The sequence below is a fragment of the uncultured Aquimonas sp. genome (assembly GCF_937888285.1).
Lineage (GTDB): Bacteria > Pseudomonadota > Gammaproteobacteria > Xanthomonadales > Xanthomonadaceae > Aquimonas.
This window is the reverse complement of record NZ_CALART010000007.1, coordinates 57836-74985: the sequence shown is the minus strand read 5'-3', so window position 1 is coordinate 74985 and position 17150 is coordinate 57836. Positions and strand designations below refer to the sequence as shown.

Sequence of the window (17150 nt, the reverse complement as noted above, 5' to 3'; positions counted from 1 at the left end):
CCGACAGCCGCCCATCGAGTGCGCATGGATACGACCGCGAGCGCTTGAGTCGTCGTGGCCGAAGGGCCCGGGCTGGGTTCGCGGCGGCTGAACAGCCCCTGGGATGCGCTTCCCAGCGCCCGTTCTTGGAGTCCGGCGACGTGGCCCGGCTGGTCTTCAGGACTCCAGCGGCTGCGGACGATGCAGGGCATAGCCTTGCCCGTAGTCGACCTGCAGCGCGCGCAGGATGTCGGCGATCGCCATGTTCTCGACGAACTCCGCGACCACCTTGACCTGGGCCTGATGGCAGATGCCGGTCAGCGCCTGCACGATCGAGTGGCTCATCGGGTCGCTCTCGATGTCGCGGATGAAGCTGCCGTCGATCTTGACCAGGTCCACCGGCAGCTGCTTGAGATAACCGAACGAGGACATGCCCGAGCCGAAGTCGTCCAGGGCGAAGCGGCAGCCGAGGGCGCGCATGCGCTGGATGAAGGCCATCGCGCGCTCCATGTGGGTCAGCGCGGCGGTTTCGGTCAGCTCGAAGCACAGGCGCGAGGCCGGGACGCCGCTCTTGCCCAGCTCGCTGCAGACGAAGTCGGCGAAGCTGTCGTCCTCCAGGGTGTGCGCCGACAGGTTGATCGCCCACAGCCCGGCGTCGGCGACCTTGCCGCGGCGCATCGCGGCCAGCGCGTTCTGCAGCACCCAGCGGTCGATCGCCGGCATCAGCGCGTAGCGCTCGGCGGCCGGGATGAACTCCGCCGGCGGCACCAGCCGGCCGTGCTCGTCACGCAGGCGCAGCAGCAGCTCCAGGTGGCCCTCGCCGTGCTCGGCCAGCGGCTGGATGCGCTGGTAGTGCAGCTCGAAGCGGTTCTCCGCCAGCGCCTGCTTGAGCCGGTTGATCCAGGCCATCTCGTCGCGCCGCCGGCGCGCCTCGATGTCGTCCGAGGCGGTCAGATGCACGCGGTTGCGGCCCTGCTCCTTGGCCATGTAGCAGGCGGTGTCGGCCAGCGCCAGCAGCTCGCGGGTATCGCGCGAGCTGGCCTGGTCGAGCAGCACCACGCCGATGCTGACGGTCAGCGAGTGCTGCTTGCCCTCGAACACGAAGCGATGCGCGCGCACGGTCTGGCGGATGCTCTCGGCCACCGCCAGGGCGTGGTGACGGTTGGCGCCGCGCAGCAGCAGGCCGAACTCGTCGCCGCCCAGCCGCGCCAGCACGTCGGTGGGCTCGATGCAGGCCAGCAGCAGGCTGGACAGCTCGCTGACCATGCGGTCGCCGGCATCGTGGCCGGCGGTGTCGTTGACCAGCTTGAACTGATCCAGGTCGAGGTAGAGCAGGGCGGCCTGCCGCGAGCGCACGGTGCCCGCCTGGGCGGTGTCGCGCAGGGCCTGCTCGAAGCTGCTGCGGTTGAGCAGGCCGGTCAGGGCATCGTGGGCCGCCTGGTGGCGCAGGCGTTCGGTCAGCGCATGTGCCTCGGTGCTGTCCTGGATCACCACCAGATGGTGCGGTTCGCCTTCCAGCACGATGTCGGTGAGCGACACCGAGGCCCAGAAGCCGCTGTGGTCGGGGCGCAGCACGCGCGTGCTCAGGCCCTCGACTTCGGCCGAGTTGCCGCGCAGGCGTTCGGCCACGGTGCTGTCCTCGAACAGCGCCGAGAGCTGCAGGTCGGCGCTGCCGCCGTCGACGCCGAGCAGCTGGCGCCCGGCGAAATTGAGGTAGACCACGCGATCATCGGCGCGCGCCAGCAGGACCGCTGCCGGCAGCAGCTCGGTCAGGGCGCGGAAGCGCTCCTCGCTCTCGCGGAAGCGGCGGCTCATCTGGTCGGCCAGGCTGAGCGCGGTTTCGCGGGTGCGGGCGACGTTGAAGAACAGGGCACCCAGCAGCAGGCTCGCGACCAGTCCGAAGCCGAAGCTGACGAAGGGGATGAGCCGCAATGACTGTGAGAACTCCGGCAGCGGTGCGATCTCCAGCTGCCAGCGGCGACCGGCGAACTCCAACAGCCGCCGCTCGACCCGCGCGTCTTGCATCCCCTCGCCGCTGCGATAGAGCTGCACGGGCTCGGCGTCGCTGACGTCGCGCACGGTCAGCGCGATCTGCTCGCTGTCCTCGGGCAGCACCCGCGCCAGCAGTTCGTTGATCGAGAACGAGGCCGCCGGCGAACCGATGAAGCGGCGCTGGCGCTCCTCGATGTCGAGCGGGCGCGGGCCCGGGCCGTAGATCGGCAGGCGCAGGATGAAGCCCTTGAGCGGTTTGCCGTCGAGGCCGAGCTGGACCAGGTCGAAGACTTCCGACATGGCCGCATCGTCGGTATCGCGGGCGCGCTCAAGCGCGCGCAGGTTGGCCGGCTGGGTGGCGATGTCGAGGCCCGAGACGCGCTCGTTGCCCAGCAGGGGCGCATAGAACACCGTCGGATAGCGCGGCGGGTCGCCCGCGACGTACTCGGCATAGGCCAGCGAACGCAGTGCCGGAAACAGCCGGCGCGGCTGCAGGTCCTCGTACATGCGCTGGAACTCATGGGCCTCGACTTCGCCGCTGGCGTTGAACAGGGCCTGCAGCGAGCGCACCAGCAGCGCGCAGTTCTCCAGCTGGGCGCGCAGTCCGGCGGCGCTGCGGTCGGCCAGCCAGCCCAGACTGGCCTCCTGCTGGGCATTCAGCAGGCGCGCATGCTCGCGCGCCAGCAGGGCCGACAGCGCCAGTCCCACCAGCAGCGCGATCAGGCCCGCGATCAGGGGCCGCCGCACGCTGGCATGGGCGAGGGAGGCATTCACGCCGCGCGCTCCGGTCGAAGACAGGCGGGCCGGTATGCTTGGCGGCCCGATCCCAGCCCGCCCGCCCGCCCATGAGTGTCGACCTTGCCCCGCTTCACCGCGCCCATGTCCAGACCCTGATGCAGCGCAGCGCCGCCGCCCTGGAGCGGGTCGGACGCGAACATCTGCTGATCGCCGCCGGCGCGACCCGCTACGAGTTCCTCGACGACCGCCCCTACCCGTTCCGGATCAACCCGCACTTCAAGGCCTGGCTGCCGCTGGACGAGCATCCGGACTGCTGGCTGAAGATCACCCCTGGCGAAAAGCCGCATCTGTTCTATTTCCAGCCGGACGATTTCTGGCACATGCCGCCGGCGGACCCGGCAGGTTATTGGACTGAGCAGTGCACTATATCGATCATCCGCGATCCGGGCGAACTCGCCGCCCTGCTGCCGCCGCCGGCGCAGTGCGCCATCGTCGGTGAGCCCGAAGCCGCGGTCGGCGCCTGGGTGCCCGACAACCCGCCGGCCCTGATCGATTACCTGCATTTCCATCGCGCCTTCAAGACTCCCTACGAAATCGAGCTGATGCGCCGCGCCAGCCGGCGCGCGGTGGCCGGCCATCGCGCCGCCGAAGCGGCCTTCCGCGCCGGTGCCTCGGAGCACGGCGTGCACCAGGCCTACCTCGCCGCGAGCGGCCACGGCGATCTCGACCTGCCCTACGGCAGCATCGTCTGCCTCAACGAACATGCGGCGATCCTGCACTACCAGCATCGCGACCGCGTGGCGCCGGCCCAGCGCCGCTCGCTGCTGATCGATGCCGGCGCCAGCTGCGCCGGCTACGCCGCCGACATCACCCGCACCTATAGCGGCGAAAGCGGCGATTTCGCCGCACTGCTCGCCGGCGTCGACCGCGTGCAGCGCCAGCTGGTTGACGGCGTACGCCCCGGCCGGGACTACCGCGACCTGCACCTCGACTGCCACCGCCAGCTGAGCGCGCTGCTGATCGAGGCGGGCGTGATCCGCTGCGGACTGGATGAAGCCATTGCCGCCAGCCTGAGCTCGACCTTCTTCCCGCACGGCCTCGGCCATCTGATCGGCCTGCAGGTGCACGACGTCGCCGGCTTTGCCGCCAGCGAGGACGGTGGCCGCATCGAGCGCCCCGAGGGCCACCCCTTCCTGCGCCTGACCCGGCCGCTGGCGCCGGGCATGGCGGTGACCATCGAACCCGGGCTGTACTTCATCGAGAGCCTGCTGGCCCGGCTGCGCGCGAGTGACCATGCGCGTCACATCGACTGGACGCGGGTGGACGCGCTGGCGCCCTACGGCGGCATCCGCATCGAGGACGACGTGGTCTGCACCGAGGCTGATCCCGAGAACCTCAGCCGCGACGCGTTCGCCGCCTGAGCGCCCGCGGGCCACGGCACTCTTGCGGTGGGCGACGGCGGGGCTTGCGGGCGCGGACGGAGACATGCGCTCAGCGCAAGCAAGTCACAGGCCAGACACAAGCGTGATGCCGAGGCGTGAACGGAATCACGCTGGCCGGCCACACAGCCGGGTCGTCGACAGCGGGCGGCACGCGCGCAGGACTCGGCCGCTGCCGCGGCGAGTTGGCGGTGTCCGGCAGGCCCGGGCTTCCTTCCTCGCCGGACTTGCACCACGATGGCGCAAACCCAGCGCCTCGGACCCGCCATGCTCAGCCGCTTCGCGCCCTTCCAGCGCCTGGCCACGCCCCTGCTGCTGATCGATGCAGCGCAGCAGATCCGCGAGCTCAACCCGGCCTGCTCGGCCTGGCTCGGCCTGTCGCGGCGGCGTCTGCTGGAGCAGCCGCTGGCCCTGATCGACGGCGGCGAGGGCGAACTCGTGGCCGCTGCCACCGAGGTGCTGCAGCAGCAGACCTCACTGCGTGGCCGCCACCTGCGCCTGAAGCGGGAAGGCGACGAGCGCTTCGCCGAGGTCTACCTCACGCCCTTCGAGCCCGCGCCCGACCTGCCCGCGGGTGGCCTGCTGATCGAATTCCACCCGGCCGATGCCTTTCCCGGCGCCGACCCCAGCGTGCTGCCGGCGGCCCTGCACGCGGCACTCAAGGGGCTGGCCCATGAGGTGCGCAATCCGCTGGCGGGCCTGAAGGGTGCGGCCCAGCTGCTCGGCCGGCGGATCGAGGACGCCGACAGCCGCCGCTATGTCGAAGTCATCCTCACCGAGACCGCGCGTCTGACCGACCTGGTCGAGCGCCTGCTGACCCCGACCGCGCCGCGCGAGCTGGTCGCCACCAATGTGCATTCGGTGCTGGAGCGCGTGCGCCTGCTCGCCGAGGCCGAGGCCGGCTGGTCGGTGCAGCTGCTGCGCGACTACGACCCCAGCCTGCCCGAGCTGCCCGCCGATGCCGACCGCCTGGTGCAGGCGCTGTGGAACCTGGTGCGCAACGCCCTGCAGAGTGGCGCCTCGGTGGTGCGCCTGCGCTCGCGCGCCGAGCATGGCGTGCTGATCGGCGAACTGCGCTATCGGCTGGCGCTCAAGCTCGAAGTCGAGGACAACGGTCGCGGCGTGCCGGAGTCCCTGGCCGAGCGCATCTTCCTGCCCCTGGTCTCGGGCCGACCGGAGGGCTCGGGCCTGGGCCTCGCGCTGGCCCAGCAGGTCGCGCGCGAGCACGGCGGCGCGCTCAGCTTCCGCTCGCGTCCGGGCCATACCGTATTCACCCTGCTGCTGCCGGTGCGCGACGAGCACCGCGAGGAGGCTCACCATGGCGACTAAGCCCTCCCACCTGTGGGTGATCGACGACGACCGCTCGGTGCGCTTCGTGCTCGCCGAGGGCCTGCGCGACGCCGGCTTCGAGGTGCGCGAATTCGACGGCCCCGGCCCGGCCCTGGCGGCGCTGGCGAAGTCGACGCCCGCGGCCGTGTTCACCGACGTGCGCATGCCGGAGATGGATGGACTCAAGCTGCTCAACGTGCTGAAGGCCGACCATCCCGAGCTGCCGATCATCGTGATGAGCGCGTACACCGACGTGGCCTCGACCGCGGGCGCGTTCCGCGGGGGCGCGCATGATTTCCTGTCCAAACCCTTCGACCTCGACACCGCCGTGGCGATGGCCCGGCGCGCCCTGCAGCAGGACGAGGCCGAACCGGCGCCGCCGACGCCGCCCGCGCGCGATACGCCCGACCTGGTCGGCGAGGCGCCGGCCATGCGCGAGCTGTTCCGCGCCATCGGCAAGCTGGCGCAGGCGCCGCTGTCGGTGCTGATCATCGGCGAGACCGGCACCGGCAAGGAGCTGGTCGCGCGCGCCCTGCATCGCCACTCGCCGCGCGCGCAGGCGCCCTTCGTCGCGCTGAACACCGCGGCGATTCCGTCCGAACTGCTGGAGAGCGAGCTGTTCGGCCATGAGCCCGGCGCGTTCACCGGTGCTGCGCGTCGCCACCACGGCCGCTTCGAGCAGGCCGACGGCGGCACCCTGTTCCTCGATGAGATCGGCGACATGCCGGCGGCGCTGCAGACGCGGCTGCTGCGCGTGCTGGCCGAGGGCGAGTTCTTCCGCATCGGCGGCCGCGAGCTGATCCGCGTCGACGTGCGGGTGATCGCGGCCACGCATCAGCCGCTGGACGCGCTGGTCGAGCAGGGCCGCTTCCGCGCCGACCTGCTGCACCGGCTGGATGTGGTGCGCCTGAACATTCCGGCCCTGCGCCAGCGTCGCGAGGACGTGCCCGCGCTGGCGCAGCGCTTCCTGGCCGATGCCGTGGCCAAGCTCGGCACCGGCGGCAAGCGCTTCGACCGCGCCACCCTCGATGCGCTGATCGCCCACGACTGGCCGGGCAATGTGCGCGAGCTGGAGAACCTGTGCTGGCGGCTGGCCGCGCTGGCGCCCGGCGACGTGGTGCGGGTGGCCGACCTGCCCGAGGGCCTGCGCGGTCGCAGCAAGGCCCCGGCGACGGGCAGCTGGGAGGAAAGCCTGCGCCAGTGGGCCGAGGGCGCGCTGCGCTCGGGCCAGGGCGAGCTCTACCCGCAGGCGCTGGAGCGTTTCGAGCAGGTCATGCTGAACGCAGCCCTGGCCGTCACCGGCGGTCACCGTCAGCAGGCGGCAGAACGTCTGGGCCTCGGGCGCAATACGCTGACCCGCAAGCTGGGGTCGAGTCGGCGGCGCGGCTGAGCGCGCAGGGGACGGGCGGTCGCGCTGGCTGGTTGTGTGCGCCGACAGCGGCCGCGGCTGGCTGTGCAGAGCCGGCCGCCGCTCAGCGCGGATCGACCCAGGCGCAGCTTTGGAAGGCTCCACGGGACCAGCGGCAAAGCAGTGGCTGATCCCGTGGCTCATCCGTCATCGGATACCCGGCCCGGCGCATGCCTGCCCAGATGTCCTGCGCGTCCGTGCTCGCCCACGCAAGGCTCTCTCCACGGTCCGGGTTACCGTAGCCGGCGCCAGCGCCACGGCCAGCGCGAGTCTCCTTGAACGTCGCGCCGCCGTTCGCGAAGTGGTACCGGGCGCAATCGGACCCGCGGCAGAACCAGACGACTGCGGGAGGCCCAAGCTGTGCAGGAAAGTATCTCCAGTCCACCCAGCCTGCGGCAGTCGGCATCTCTGCATTCGCATGCCGCGCGCTCGCCCTCACGCGGAGTGTGAGGGCTGCGTCGATCCGTTCGATGCAGCGTAGATCGGACAGGCAACGCTCCACGGCCCGGTCCATGCGGCCGCGTTCGCTGGAGTGCTGGCCGTTGACCGAGACCCGCACCGGGTCGTGTGGTCCATGCGCCAGGATGGACTGATCGGTTGTGTACTGCCTCGGGAGATGGAAGCCATCGGCATCCAGCCGATAGGCCTGCGACAGCAGGGACAGCCTGGCCGCGATGAAATCGGGTACCGCCTCCTGCCAGGCGAAATGCTGCCCTGCCACTTTCAATACGCGGAAGCAGCGGGCGCTGCCATCGACCACATTCAGGCTGCAGTAGCGTCCGCCGGGCGCCGTAGTGCGCGGCGTCTGACGGATGGCCGTCATCACACAGGTCTTGAAGTGCGCGCCTGACTGCGCGCCGTCGCAGCGGACTGCGAGCGTGACTTCGCCGGCTGCAGGGGCGAGTAGGGCGACCAGCACGGCTGCAGCGACGAGGGCCACCGCTGGCAGGGCAATGCGAAGACGCGTGAAGCGCATGCGTGATGCAGTCATGTCAGGAAAATCTTGCAGGCGGACGCAATGGAAAATGTCAGCGCAGCTCACGCACGCTGGCATGGCGGAAGCAGACGCAACAGCTTCCGGATCCGACAGTCCGTTGCAAGTCGCGATCGGCCGCGGGCGGGAACTCCGAAGCAATGGGAAACGCGCTGAGCAGCCGCGGGCCTTTGCCGGCAGCGTCTGAACCGCGCGGCGCGTGCCGACACGGAGGGCTGCCCCCGGCACGGTTACAGCAGGGGCGACAGCAGGCGCGCGCCGGCTTCCGCCAGCCGGTGCCGACGCGTGATGCGGCGCGGGCGGCGCACTTCCTTCGCCTGCGCGAAGTCCTCCAGCAGCACTGCTTCCAGCGCGCGCGCCGAGGGCTCGCCGTAGATGTTCAGGCACAGCTCGAAATTGAGGCGGAAGCTGCGTGCGTCGAAGTTGGCGCTGCCGAGCGTGCACAGGGCCTCGTCGACCAGCAGGGCCTTGGTGTGCAGCATGCGCGGCTGGTACTCGAACACGCGCACGCCGGCGCGCAGCAGCTCGTCGAAGTAGCTGCGGCTGGCATAGGTGACGATGCGGCTGTCGGCGCGGCGTGGCACCAGCACGCGCACGTCGACCCCGCGCTGGGCGGCGCGGGTCAGCGCGTACAGGGCCGGCTCGGGCGGCACGAAATAGGGTGTGACCAGCCAGATCCGCTGGTCGGCATCGCCCATGGCCTGCAGCATCGCCCGGTGGATCGGCTCCTGCGGGGTGTCCGGCCCGGAAGGCAGCCACTGCAGGGGAATCTCGCCGTGCGCCAGCTGCGGGAACATGCCGTGCTGGCGCAGCGGGCGGCGGCTGGCGTACAGCCAGTCCTCGACGAACACCTGCTGCAGGCCGTTCACCGCCGCGCCCTCGATGCGCAGGTGCAGGTCGCGGAAGGCGCCGCTGTGCACGCGCTCGTCCTGGGTATCGCTGACGTTGATGCCGCCGGTGAAGCCGATGCGCCCGTCGATGATCGCGATCTTGCGGTGGGTGCGCAGGTTCAGCACCGGCCGCAGCGTGGCCAGCCGGAACGGATGGAAGAACACCACCTCGGCGCCGGCCTCGCGCAGCGGGCGCAGGAAGCGCCGCGACAGCTTGGCGCTGCCGACCGCATCCACCAGCAGTCGCACGGCAACGCCGGCGCGGGCGCGCTCGGCCAGCGCATCGCGCACCGCACAGCCGATCCGGTCCGGCTCGAAGATGTAGTACTCGCAGTGGATGTGCTCACGGGCCTCGCGGATCGCCGCCAGCAAGGCCTCGTAGGTGGCTTCGCCATCGCTCAGCAGTTCGACGCGCTGCGCGGTGGTCGGCGCCAGCCGGGTCAGGCGCTCGACCAGTCGCGCCTGGCGCAGCTCCAGCGGGCCGGCCAGCGCGGCCAGCACATCGCATTCGGACAGCGGTTCGCGTTCCAGGCGCCGCCGGCTGCGGCGACGCTTGAGCTGCTGGCGGCGGATCCGCACCGGCCCCAGCCAGTGGTAGATCAGGAAGCCCAGCACCGGCAGCGCAGCCAGCGAGAGGATCCAGGCGAGCGTGCTGACCGGCGGCCGCTTCTGCAGCACGATCCACACCGACAGCGCGCTGATGTAGACCGCCCAGGCCAGCGGCAGCCAGACGTCGAGCTGCAGGTCGTCCACGGCCTGCGCGCCCGCGCCTCAGCGCAGCCGCGGGTTCAGGGTATAGGTGCCGTAGTGCACGGCCTCGGCCAGCACGTGGCCGTGCAGGGCGCGATGCAGGTCGGCCATGGTGAACTTCGCGGGCAGTTCGAGCGCGGCCACGTCCAGGGCGAACAGGCGGAACAGGTAGCGGTGCAGCAGGGCATCGTTGAAGGGCGGGCAGGGGCCGTCGTAGCCGAGGTAGTCGCCGCCCATGTCGGCGTCACCGGCGAACCAGCCGGTGTAGTCGTTCTTGCCCTGCACGCTGCCGCTGGGGCCCGACGGATTCTGCTTGCCGCGCGCAGTGACCCCCTCGCTGCAGCTGCCGGCGGCGATCTCGCGCGCGTCGGCCGGGATGTTCGCCAGCAGCCAGTGCACGAAGTCGACGCGCGGCAGGTCGGCCGGCACTTCGCGGCCGGTCTGGTTGACGTCATCGGGTTTCGACGGCACGTCCGGGTCGACGCAGATCAGGGCGAAGCTGCGCGTGCCCTCGGGCACTTCGCTCCAGGCCAGGTGCGGATTGCGGTTGTCCGAGAGGATGCAGGGGCTGTCCGGGCCGGGTTTGCCGAAGGCGAACTCGGCGGGAATCGGCTGGCCCTGTTCGAAGCTGTCGCTGCGCAGTTTCATGCGGGGTCGTCCTCTCGTGATGGGGCGGTGGCTTCAAGCCGGTGGATTGAGGTACTTGTCCTTCAGGCGCACGTAGTGGCCGGCGGAGTACATCAGGTTCTCGATCTCGCGGTCGGAGAGCCGGCGCACCAGGCGGCCGGGGTTGCCCAGCCACAGCTCGCCTTCACCGACCACCTTGCCCGGCGCGATCAGCGCACCGGCGCCGACGAAGCCGTGGGTCTTGACCACCGCGCCGTCCATCACGCTGGCGTGCATGCCGATCAGGCAGCGATCCTCGATGGTGCAGCCGTGCAGCACCACCGCATGGCCGACGGTGACGTCGTTGCCGATCAGCGTGGGCCAGCCGTTCTCGCGGGTGTAGGGGCCGTCGTGGGTGACGTGCACCACGGTGCCGTCCTGGATCGAGGTGCGCGCGCCAATGCGGATGTAGTTGACGTCGGCGCGGATCACCACGCCGGGCCAGATGGAGCTGTCGTCGCCGATCTCGACGTCGCCGATCACCGCCGACATCGGGTCGACCCAGACGCGCTGGCCGAGCTTGGGGCTGCGGCCCTGGAAGGCGCGCAAGGGGGAGTAGGGGGCTGTGCTCATGGGCGCGGAGTGTAGCAAGCGCCTTGCCGGCGCCCCGTGCTGCACTACACTCGGCCGTATGGACTTGCCCAGCACCCCGCTCGAAGAACTGCCGCAGCGCCTCGCCGTGCTGCGCGCCCAGGCCGAACGCGCGCCGCGCTCCTACACCGAGCGCCGCGAAGACCTCTATGACCTGCGCGCTGCGGTCAAGCTCAACCTGCCCGAGCTCGTGCGCGCGATGGACGCCGACTTCGGCTGCCGCAGCCGCCACGAGAGCCTGGTTTCGGACGGCATGACCGTGCTGTCCGAAATCGACCACCTGATCGGCAACCTGAAGAAATGGATGCGCCCGCGGCGGCGCTGGATCAGCCCGCTGTTCTGGCCGGCGACGGCCGAGGTGCGCTACCAGGCGCTGGGCGTGGTGGGGGTGATTTCGCCCTGGAACTATCCGGTCAACCTGGCCCTGGTGCCGCTGGCCACCGCGTTGGCCGCCGGCAATGCGGTGTATCTGAAGCCCAGCGAGCACACCCCGCGCACCAGCCAGGCCCTGTTCGACCTGCTGCGCTCGATCTATCCGCGCAACCGGGTCGAGATCGCGCTGGGTGGGGCTGATGTCGCCGCGGCGTTTGCCGGCCTGCCCTTCGACCATCTGTTCTTCACCGGCTCGACTGCGGTTGGCCGCAAGGTGATGGCCGCGGCCGCACCCAACCTGACGCCGGTGACGCTGGAGCTCGGCGGCAAGTCGCCGGTGATCCTGGCGCCGGGCTATCCGATCGAGCGTGCCGCCGCGCGGATTGCCTCGGGCAAGTTCATCAATGCCGGCCAGACCTGCATCGCGCCCGACTACCTGCTGGTGCCCGAGAACGCGGTCAACGCCCTGGTGGCGGCGCTGAAGGCCGAGGCCCAGGCGCGCTACCCGGACATCAGCATGGGCCCGGACTACACCCGCATCATCAACCGCGCGCAGTACCAGCGCCTGGTCGACTGGCGCGAGGAGGCCCGCAGCCGCGGCGCCCGCATCGAGCCGCTGATCGAAGTCGAGTCCGAGCTGGCCGACAGCCAGCGCCTGATCGCGCCGACCCTGGTGCTGGACGCGCCGGAGGACTGCCGGCTGATGCAGGAGGAGATCTTCGGCCCGCTGCTGCCGATCGTGCCCTACCGCGAGTTCAGCGAAGCCATCGACTACGTCAAGCGCCGCGACCGCCCGCTGGCCCTGTACCTGTTCGACCACGAATCGCGGCGCATCGAGCACCTGCTGGAGCACACCATCGCCGGCTCGGTGGCGATCAATGACACCGTGCTGCAGTTCGCCCAGAACAACCTGCCCTTCGGCGGCATCGGCCCCAGCGGCATGGGCAGCTATCACGGTGAGGCGGGTTTTCGCACCTTCAGCAAGGAAAAGCCCGTGTTCCGGCAGGCGCGCTGGTCGGGCATGGCCCTGTTCAAGCCGCCCTACCGCGGCCTCGCGGACCGGCTGGTGCGCTTTCTGACCCGCTGAAACCGGCCCGTCGACGCGGGCCGGAGCGGGACGAATGCCGGCGCACGCGTTCTCAATTCGCGTGCAGATGGTTAGGATGCCGAAAGGGTAGCGCCGGGGGGTTCTGCTTGGACAGGCGAGGCGAACACAGCACGGGCGCGACCCTCGCACCCGACCCCTTGGTGCTGGCGATCGCCGCCGGCAGCGCCGAGGCGGAGCGTTGCTTCGTCGAACGCTATGGCCGCGGCGTGCGCACGCTGGTGGTGCGGGCCTGCCGACCGGGTGATCCGATCGTCGACGACATCGTCCAGGACGTACTGCTGACCGTACTGGGTCGCCTGCGTGCCGGTGCGCTCAACGACCCGAACGCCCTGCCCGCCTACCTGCAGGCGACCATCGCCCACGCCACCCGCGCCGAGTACCGCAAACGCGGCCAGCGCGGCGACAGCGTCGAGGTCGAGCAGCTTGAGAACCTGCCGGGCAGCGAGGCTGGCCCCGCCGAACGTCTGCACCAGCGCCACCTGCGGCAGGCCATGGCCGGCCTGGTCGAGGCCCTGCCGGTGGCGCGCGACCGCGCCGTGCTGCGCGGCTTCTATCTGGAGGATCGCGATCGCGATGACCTGTGCGCCGAGCTGGGCATCGACGAGCCGCACTTCCGGCGCGTGCTGCACCGCGCCCGGGAGCGCCTGCGCGCACTCATCGAAGACGCCGGCTGGGCGCCGGACCCGTGAACGCGCGCAATGCGTCACAAAACCGACATCCGCTGTGGCTGTCGCTGGGACAGCACCGTGCGCGCGGCCTCCTGCGCCAGCAGTACCCCGCCCCCTCCCCCAGGGTCGATGCGCCATGAACCTGCCCACTTCCGCACCGCCGCTCAGCCCCTGGCTGGAACAGGCCTGGCTGCAGCGCTATCTGGACCGCGAGCTCAAGCCCGACGAGCAGGCCTGGTTCGAGGCCTATGTGCTCGACAAGCCGCATCTTCTCGATGCCATCGACGCTGACAACGCCCTGCGCGCCGTGGTGCTCGCCGCCGCGGATCCGCAGGTGCAGCCCTCACTGGATCAGGCTGACCGCGGCGAAGCGACGCACTTCGATACAGCGGCAGCCGCAAGGATCGCGCCGCACAGGCAAGTGCGCCGGGGCCATGTTCCGCTGCTCGCCATGGCCGCCAGCTTCGTCGGCGGTCTGGGCCTCGCGAGCCTGCTGGTCACAGGGCCCGCCGCTCCAATCAGCGATGAGCCCGAGGCTGAGGCGCCCGCGCGTCTGGTCTTCGACCTGCTGCGTGGCGGCCGCGTCGAACTGCGTGAGGACCAGGGCGATCCACGCGCCCGCCTGATGGTGGTCGACATCGCCCTGCCGCTGGGCAGCCGGATCGCCGGCGCCCACGCCGAACTCGGCGAACGCCGCGTCGAACTGCCGTCGGCGCGGATCTCCGGCGAAGGCTTCGCCACCTATACGCTGCCGCGCAGCTGGCGCGGCCGCGCCCAGCTGCACTTCGACCTGCAGCGCGAGGGCGGTGAAGCCCTGCCGCCCGTGCAGGTCGAGCTCTAGTCCCGATGCCGAGCCACGCCCGGGGTTTCGATATCGAGGCAGCGCAGCGCGCGCTCGCCCGTCGCGACCGGCGCCTTGGCGCCGCCATGCGCCGGATCGGTCCACTCGAGCTCGCAGCACGCTGGAAGCAGCCTTTCGACACGGTCGACGTACTGGCCCGCTCGATCCTGCACCAGCAGCTCTCGGGCAAGGCCGCAGCGACGATTGTCGGGCGCCTCGAGGCGGCGATCGGCGCGGACCGCCTGCACGCCGACACGCTGACGCGCGTCGATGACGAGCGTCTGCGCGCCTGCGGCGTATCGTCCGCCAAGGCGCGCGCCCTGCGCGACCTGTGCGCACGCAGCGAAGCCGGTCAGGTACCCGACGCCCGGCAGCTGGCGCGCATGGACAGCGAGGCCATCGTCGAGCACTTGAGCGCGGTCCGCGGCATCGGCCGCTGGACGGTCGAGATGCTGCTGATCTTCCGTCTGGGCCGTCCGGATGTGCTGCCGCTGGACGACCTCGGCATCCGCCGCGGCGCGCAGTGGCTGGACGGCCTGGAGGCTGCGCCGGGCCGTCGCGAGCTGGCCGAGCGCGGTGAGGCCTGGGCGCCCTGGCGCAGCCTGGCGGCGCTCTACCTCTGGCGGATCGCGGACGGCGGCTGAGCCACCCTTCGATCCAACGCCCGGCTTCCGCGGACAGCACACTGTGCGCTGCCTGAACTATCCTCTCGATGCGTCCGCCGGCCCCACGCGGCGAGGCGTCCATTCCATTCGAACCTGGAACCCGCATGCGCATCCCATTCATTACCCTGACCGCCGGACTGATCCTCAGTCTTTCCCTGCTCCCGCAGGCTTCTGCCGGCCAAGGCCGCGACGAGACCGACCGTCACAACGTGGTTGAACCCGCAACGGCATCGAACCCTGCCCCGCCTCATCAAGCCGAGTCCGCAAATGTGCAGCCATCATCCGCCGGGCTCGCGGCTGGGTGGATCGATGCATGGATGCGCCTGTTCAGCGCCGACAACCCCGAGTGCCTGGGCACCCAGTGCGGGCGACCGGCCGAGTAGAGCTGCGGACCACCGGCGCACGCTGGCCTGCGCCCTGCGCAGGCCGGCGAGCGAGCGGCTCAAGGCGCTGGTGGACAGCCTCCCGGCGCGGCGTGTCGCGCAACTTCGACCCTGCTGCGGAACTCGGGGCTGATCGGCATCGCCAGTGTCTCGGAAAACAGGGTCTGCGCTCGTTCGCTCTCGCCCAATGCCAGGGCGATCCGGGCGGCCAGCAGCAGATCGGCCGGGGAGGCCTGCAGGTCGAGTTGCCCGGCCAGGGTGCGCGCCTCGTCCAGCAATGACCGCGCCTGTGCAGGCAGGCAGCGCGCCAGCGCGAGGCTGGCCCTGCGCATGCGCAGCTGGACATGCTCGGACTGGCGGATTCCCGCCACCGTCCTCGCCAGCTCGGATTCGAGCAGTGCCAGCTCGGCTTCGGCCCCATCCAGATCGCCCGTGAATTCCAGCGCGCGCGCCAGATTGAAGCGCTGCGCGCGCACGTCACCGGGGTAGACATTCGGCGTGGCCTGCGCGACCGCGAGCACTTCCCGGCGCAGCGTCGCGAGCTGCGCATACTCGCCGCGATTCTCCATGCGCGCCGCCTGCTCGCCCAGCACCAGCGCGCGCAGGAAGTGCGATTCCGGCAGCCAGGCCCGCGCCTGCTGCGCGGTGCGCTCGATCTGTGCGTCCAGGCGCGGGTCCTGGGTGCGCTTGAACAGCTCGATGCGCGTCAGGCCGATGCGGATCGCGGCATTGGCCGCACCTGCGTCGTAGGGCGCTTCGCCCAGCAGCGCCTGTGCGCGGTCGAGAAGGCGACCGGCTTCAGCGAACTCGCCAAGCTCGATCGCCATTCGGGCCGCTTCGCGCAGGCTGTAGGCCGTGTCCGAAGCGTCCTTCAGCTGTTCACCATGCTCGGCCGAGGCGATGAACAGGGGTTTGGCGTCGGCCCAGCGTCCCGCATTCAGATACGCCGATGCGAGCAGCGATTCGAGCTCGGTGCGAGCCAGCGGATCACCGGCCGCCTCGGTCTCCAGGCGGTCGCGCATGCGGTCGAGCAGATCGGTGGCCAACAGCGGGCTGCCGTCTTCGCGGCGACCCGCTGCACCCTGCAGAACGCCGGCGAGGAAGCGGTACTGCAGCCCGCGCGTAGCGTTCGCATGCTCAGCCGCGAGCCGCGCCGCCACCGCTTCGGCGCGCTCGTGCTGCAGCCAGACCACGTTGCCCGCCAGCAGCAGCACCGCCAGCGCACCGAGCCCGACCGGCAGCCGATGCCGCTGCAGGAACTTGCGCAGGCGGTACAGGCCGGTGTCGGCGGCGGCGCGCAGCGGCCGGCCTTCCTGGTAGCGCGTCAGCTCGTCGCGCAGGGCCTCGACGGTCGGATAGCGCTGCGACGGTACATCCGCGCAGGCCATGGCGATCACCCCGCGCAGCTCGGCGTCGATCGGCAGCGCGGGGAAGCCGCCGTGCTGGCGCGCACCGGCATCGCCCTCAAGCAGGTCGCGCAGCATCACCCCCAGCGCATAGACGTCGCTGGCGGTGGTCACGGCGCGGCCCTCGCGCTGTTCCGGGCTGGCATAGCCCTCGGTCCAGACCCGCGTCGAGGTCTCGCGACGGGCGCTGTCATCGCCGAGCTCGATCAGCTTGGCGACGCCGAAGTCGAGCAGCTTGGGCTCGCCGTCGGCGCGCACCAGCACATTGCCGGGCTTCAGGTCGCGGTGGATCACCAGCTGCTGGTGCGCATGCGCGACCGCCTGCGCGATGCGGTCGAACAGCGCCAGCCGCTGCGCGAGCGTCGGCGCACTTTGCGTGATGTGGGCCATCAGGCCCAGACCCTCGACATACTCCAGCGCCACCCAGGGCTGGCCGTCCGCGGTCTCGCCGCCGTCCAGCAGACGGGCGATGCAGGGGTGATCAAGCTGGGCGAGGATGCGCCGCTCCTGGCGCAGCCGACGCCGGCTGTCCTCGGTGGGAAATCCGCGGATCAGCTTGATCGCCGCGCGCTGCTCGAACGGCGCTTCGGCGCGCTCGGCCAGCAGCACCGTGCCCATGCCGCCGGCGCCAAGCTCGCGCAGGACGCGCCAGGGCCCCAGCCGCGCGCCCGGCGCGCGCGCGCGCTGCAGGGCGTCGCCGAGATCCTCCAGCACCGCCTGCAGCGGATCATCGGGCTGGGTATCGGCCAGCAGCAGCCGTCGGACCTCTTCGCGCAGACCCTCAGGCAGCGCCGCCAACGCGTCGGCGCGAGCCTCCACGGGCAGCGCGACGATGCGATCGAAGGCTTCGGCCAGCGCGTTGAAGGGCGTGTCGGACATGGTCGGGCGGTCACGTGAAGACCTGCAGTCTAGTGCGGTCCGGGGTGACCCG

14 protein-coding genes are annotated in these 17150 nt (G+C 70.9%); 8 read left to right on the top strand and 6 right to left on the bottom strand.

Translation table 11 applies throughout. The features are described from left to right. Positions 1-156 precede the first annotated feature (156 nt). The gene (locus Q0654_RS01345; RefSeq protein WP_298849710.1) at positions 157-2745 is read right to left on the bottom strand and encodes an EAL domain-containing protein; all 2589 of its coding nucleotides are present in this window, start codon (positions 2743-2745) and stop codon (positions 157-159) included. Between the two features lie 71 nt (positions 2746-2816). Here Q0654_RS01345 and pepQ point away from each other — a divergent pair, with 71 nt between their 5' ends. From pepQ to ntrC, 3 genes are all read left to right on the top strand, one after another. Further along, positions 2817-4130 (top strand): Xaa-Pro dipeptidase, encoded by a 1314-nt coding sequence (gene pepQ, locus Q0654_RS01340; protein ID WP_298849708.1) that lies wholly within the window; start codon positions 2817-2819, stop codon positions 4128-4130. 285 nt (positions 4131-4415) lie between these two features. After that, positions 4416-5477, top strand: coding sequence for an ATP-binding protein (locus Q0654_RS01335; protein WP_298849706.1), 1062 nt, complete (start codon positions 4416-4418; stop codon positions 5475-5477). Next, entirely contained in the window at positions 5467-6867 is a 1401-nt protein-coding gene (gene ntrC, locus Q0654_RS01330) for a nitrogen regulation protein NR(I) (protein WP_298849704.1), read from the top strand. Before Q0654_RS01335 ends, ntrC begins: the two co-directional genes overlap by 11 nt. Positions 6868-6949: 82 nt before the next feature. Here ntrC and Q0654_RS01325 read toward each other — a convergent pair whose 3' ends face one another. The 4 genes from Q0654_RS01325 to Q0654_RS01310 all read right to left on the bottom strand — a co-directional run bounded on the left by Q0654_RS01325 (position 6950) and on the right by Q0654_RS01310 (position 10758). Beyond that, positions 6950-7876 carry a hypothetical protein gene (locus Q0654_RS01325; RefSeq protein WP_298849702.1) on the bottom strand — a complete coding sequence of 309 codons (927 nt, stop codon included), beginning with the start codon at positions 7874-7876 and terminating at the stop codon, positions 6950-6952. A 233-nt stretch (positions 7877-8109) separates the two neighbouring features. Then, positions 8110-9522 carry a cardiolipin synthase gene (gene cls, locus Q0654_RS01320; RefSeq protein ID WP_298849700.1) on the bottom strand — a complete coding sequence of 471 codons (1413 nt, stop codon included), beginning with the start codon at positions 9520-9522 and terminating at the stop codon, positions 8110-8112. An 18-nt stretch (positions 9523-9540) separates the two neighbouring features. Further along, positions 9541-10167 carry a YbhB/YbcL family Raf kinase inhibitor-like protein gene (locus tag Q0654_RS01315; protein ID WP_298849698.1) on the bottom strand — a complete coding sequence of 209 codons (627 nt, stop codon included), beginning with the start codon at positions 10165-10167 and terminating at the stop codon, positions 9541-9543. Between the two features lie 33 nt (positions 10168-10200). Continuing rightward, positions 10201-10758 carry a gamma carbonic anhydrase family protein gene (locus Q0654_RS01310; RefSeq protein WP_298849696.1) on the bottom strand — a complete coding sequence of 186 codons (558 nt, stop codon included), beginning with the start codon at positions 10756-10758 and terminating at the stop codon, positions 10201-10203. 58 nt (positions 10759-10816) lie between these two features. Here Q0654_RS01310 and Q0654_RS01305 point away from each other — a divergent pair, with 58 nt between their 5' ends. The 5 genes from Q0654_RS01305 (at position 10817) to Q0654_RS01285 (ending at position 14813) form a co-directional block, all read left to right on the top strand. Then, on the top strand, positions 10817-12235 hold the full coding sequence (locus Q0654_RS01305; protein WP_298849694.1) for a coniferyl aldehyde dehydrogenase: 1419 nt from the start codon (positions 10817-10819) through the stop codon (positions 12233-12235). Positions 12236-12396: 161 nt separating this feature from the next. Beyond that, complete coding sequence (locus Q0654_RS01300) at positions 12397-12945, top strand: sigma-70 family RNA polymerase sigma factor (RefSeq protein ID WP_298849692.1); 549 nt, start codon at positions 12397-12399, stop codon at positions 12943-12945. A 115-nt stretch (positions 12946-13060) separates the two neighbouring features. After that, a complete protein-coding gene (locus tag Q0654_RS01295; RefSeq protein ID WP_298849690.1) occupies positions 13061-13765 on the top strand; it encodes a hypothetical protein in 705 nt (234 codons plus the stop codon). A gap of 5 nt (positions 13766-13770) precedes the next feature. Further along, complete coding sequence (locus Q0654_RS01290) at positions 13771-14409, top strand: DNA-3-methyladenine glycosylase 2 family protein (RefSeq protein ID WP_298849688.1); 639 nt, start codon at positions 13771-13773, stop codon at positions 14407-14409. 125 nt (positions 14410-14534) lie between these two features. Continuing rightward, positions 14535-14813, top strand: coding sequence for a hypothetical protein (locus Q0654_RS01285; protein WP_298849686.1), 279 nt, complete (start codon positions 14535-14537; stop codon positions 14811-14813). A gap of 59 nt (positions 14814-14872) precedes the next feature. On the opposite strand, the gene Q0654_RS01280 is transcribed toward Q0654_RS01285, so the two are convergent. Then, positions 14873-17098, bottom strand: a complete 2226-nt coding sequence (locus Q0654_RS01280; protein WP_298849684.1) for a serine/threonine-protein kinase — start codon at positions 17096-17098, stop codon at positions 14873-14875. Positions 17099-17150 lie beyond the last annotated feature (52 nt).

Coding starts and splice junctions, on each gene's coding strand:
- pepQ (WP_298849708.1), top strand. CDS start 2,817: ATGAGTGTCGACCTTGCCCCGCTTCACCGCGCCCATGTCCAGACCCTG.
- Q0654_RS01335 (WP_298849706.1), top strand. CDS start 4,416: ATGCTCAGCCGCTTCGCGCCCTTCCAGCGCCTGGCCACGCCCCTGCTG.
- ntrC (WP_298849704.1), top strand. CDS start 5,467: ATGGCGACTAAGCCCTCCCACCTGTGGGTGATCGACGACGACCGCTCG.
- Q0654_RS01325 (WP_298849702.1), bottom strand. CDS start 7,876: ATGACTGCATCACGCATGCGCTTCACGCGTCTTCGCATTGCCCTGCCA.
- Q0654_RS01315 (WP_298849698.1), bottom strand. CDS start 10,167: ATGAAACTGCGCAGCGACAGCTTCGAACAGGGCCAGCCGATTCCCGCC.
- Q0654_RS01310 (WP_298849696.1), bottom strand. CDS start 10,758: ATGAGCACAGCCCCCTACTCCCCCTTGCGCGCCTTCCAGGGCCGCAGC.
- Q0654_RS01305 (WP_298849694.1), top strand. CDS start 10,817: ATGGACTTGCCCAGCACCCCGCTCGAAGAACTGCCGCAGCGCCTCGCC.
- Q0654_RS01295 (WP_298849690.1), top strand. CDS start 13,061: ATGAACCTGCCCACTTCCGCACCGCCGCTCAGCCCCTGGCTGGAACAG.
- Q0654_RS01290 (WP_298849688.1), top strand. CDS start 13,771: ATGCCGAGCCACGCCCGGGGTTTCGATATCGAGGCAGCGCAGCGCGCG.
- Q0654_RS01285 (WP_298849686.1), top strand. CDS start 14,535: ATGCGCATCCCATTCATTACCCTGACCGCCGGACTGATCCTCAGTCTT.
- Q0654_RS01280 (WP_298849684.1), bottom strand. CDS start 17,098: ATGTCCGACACGCCCTTCAACGCGCTGGCCGAAGCCTTCGATCGCATC.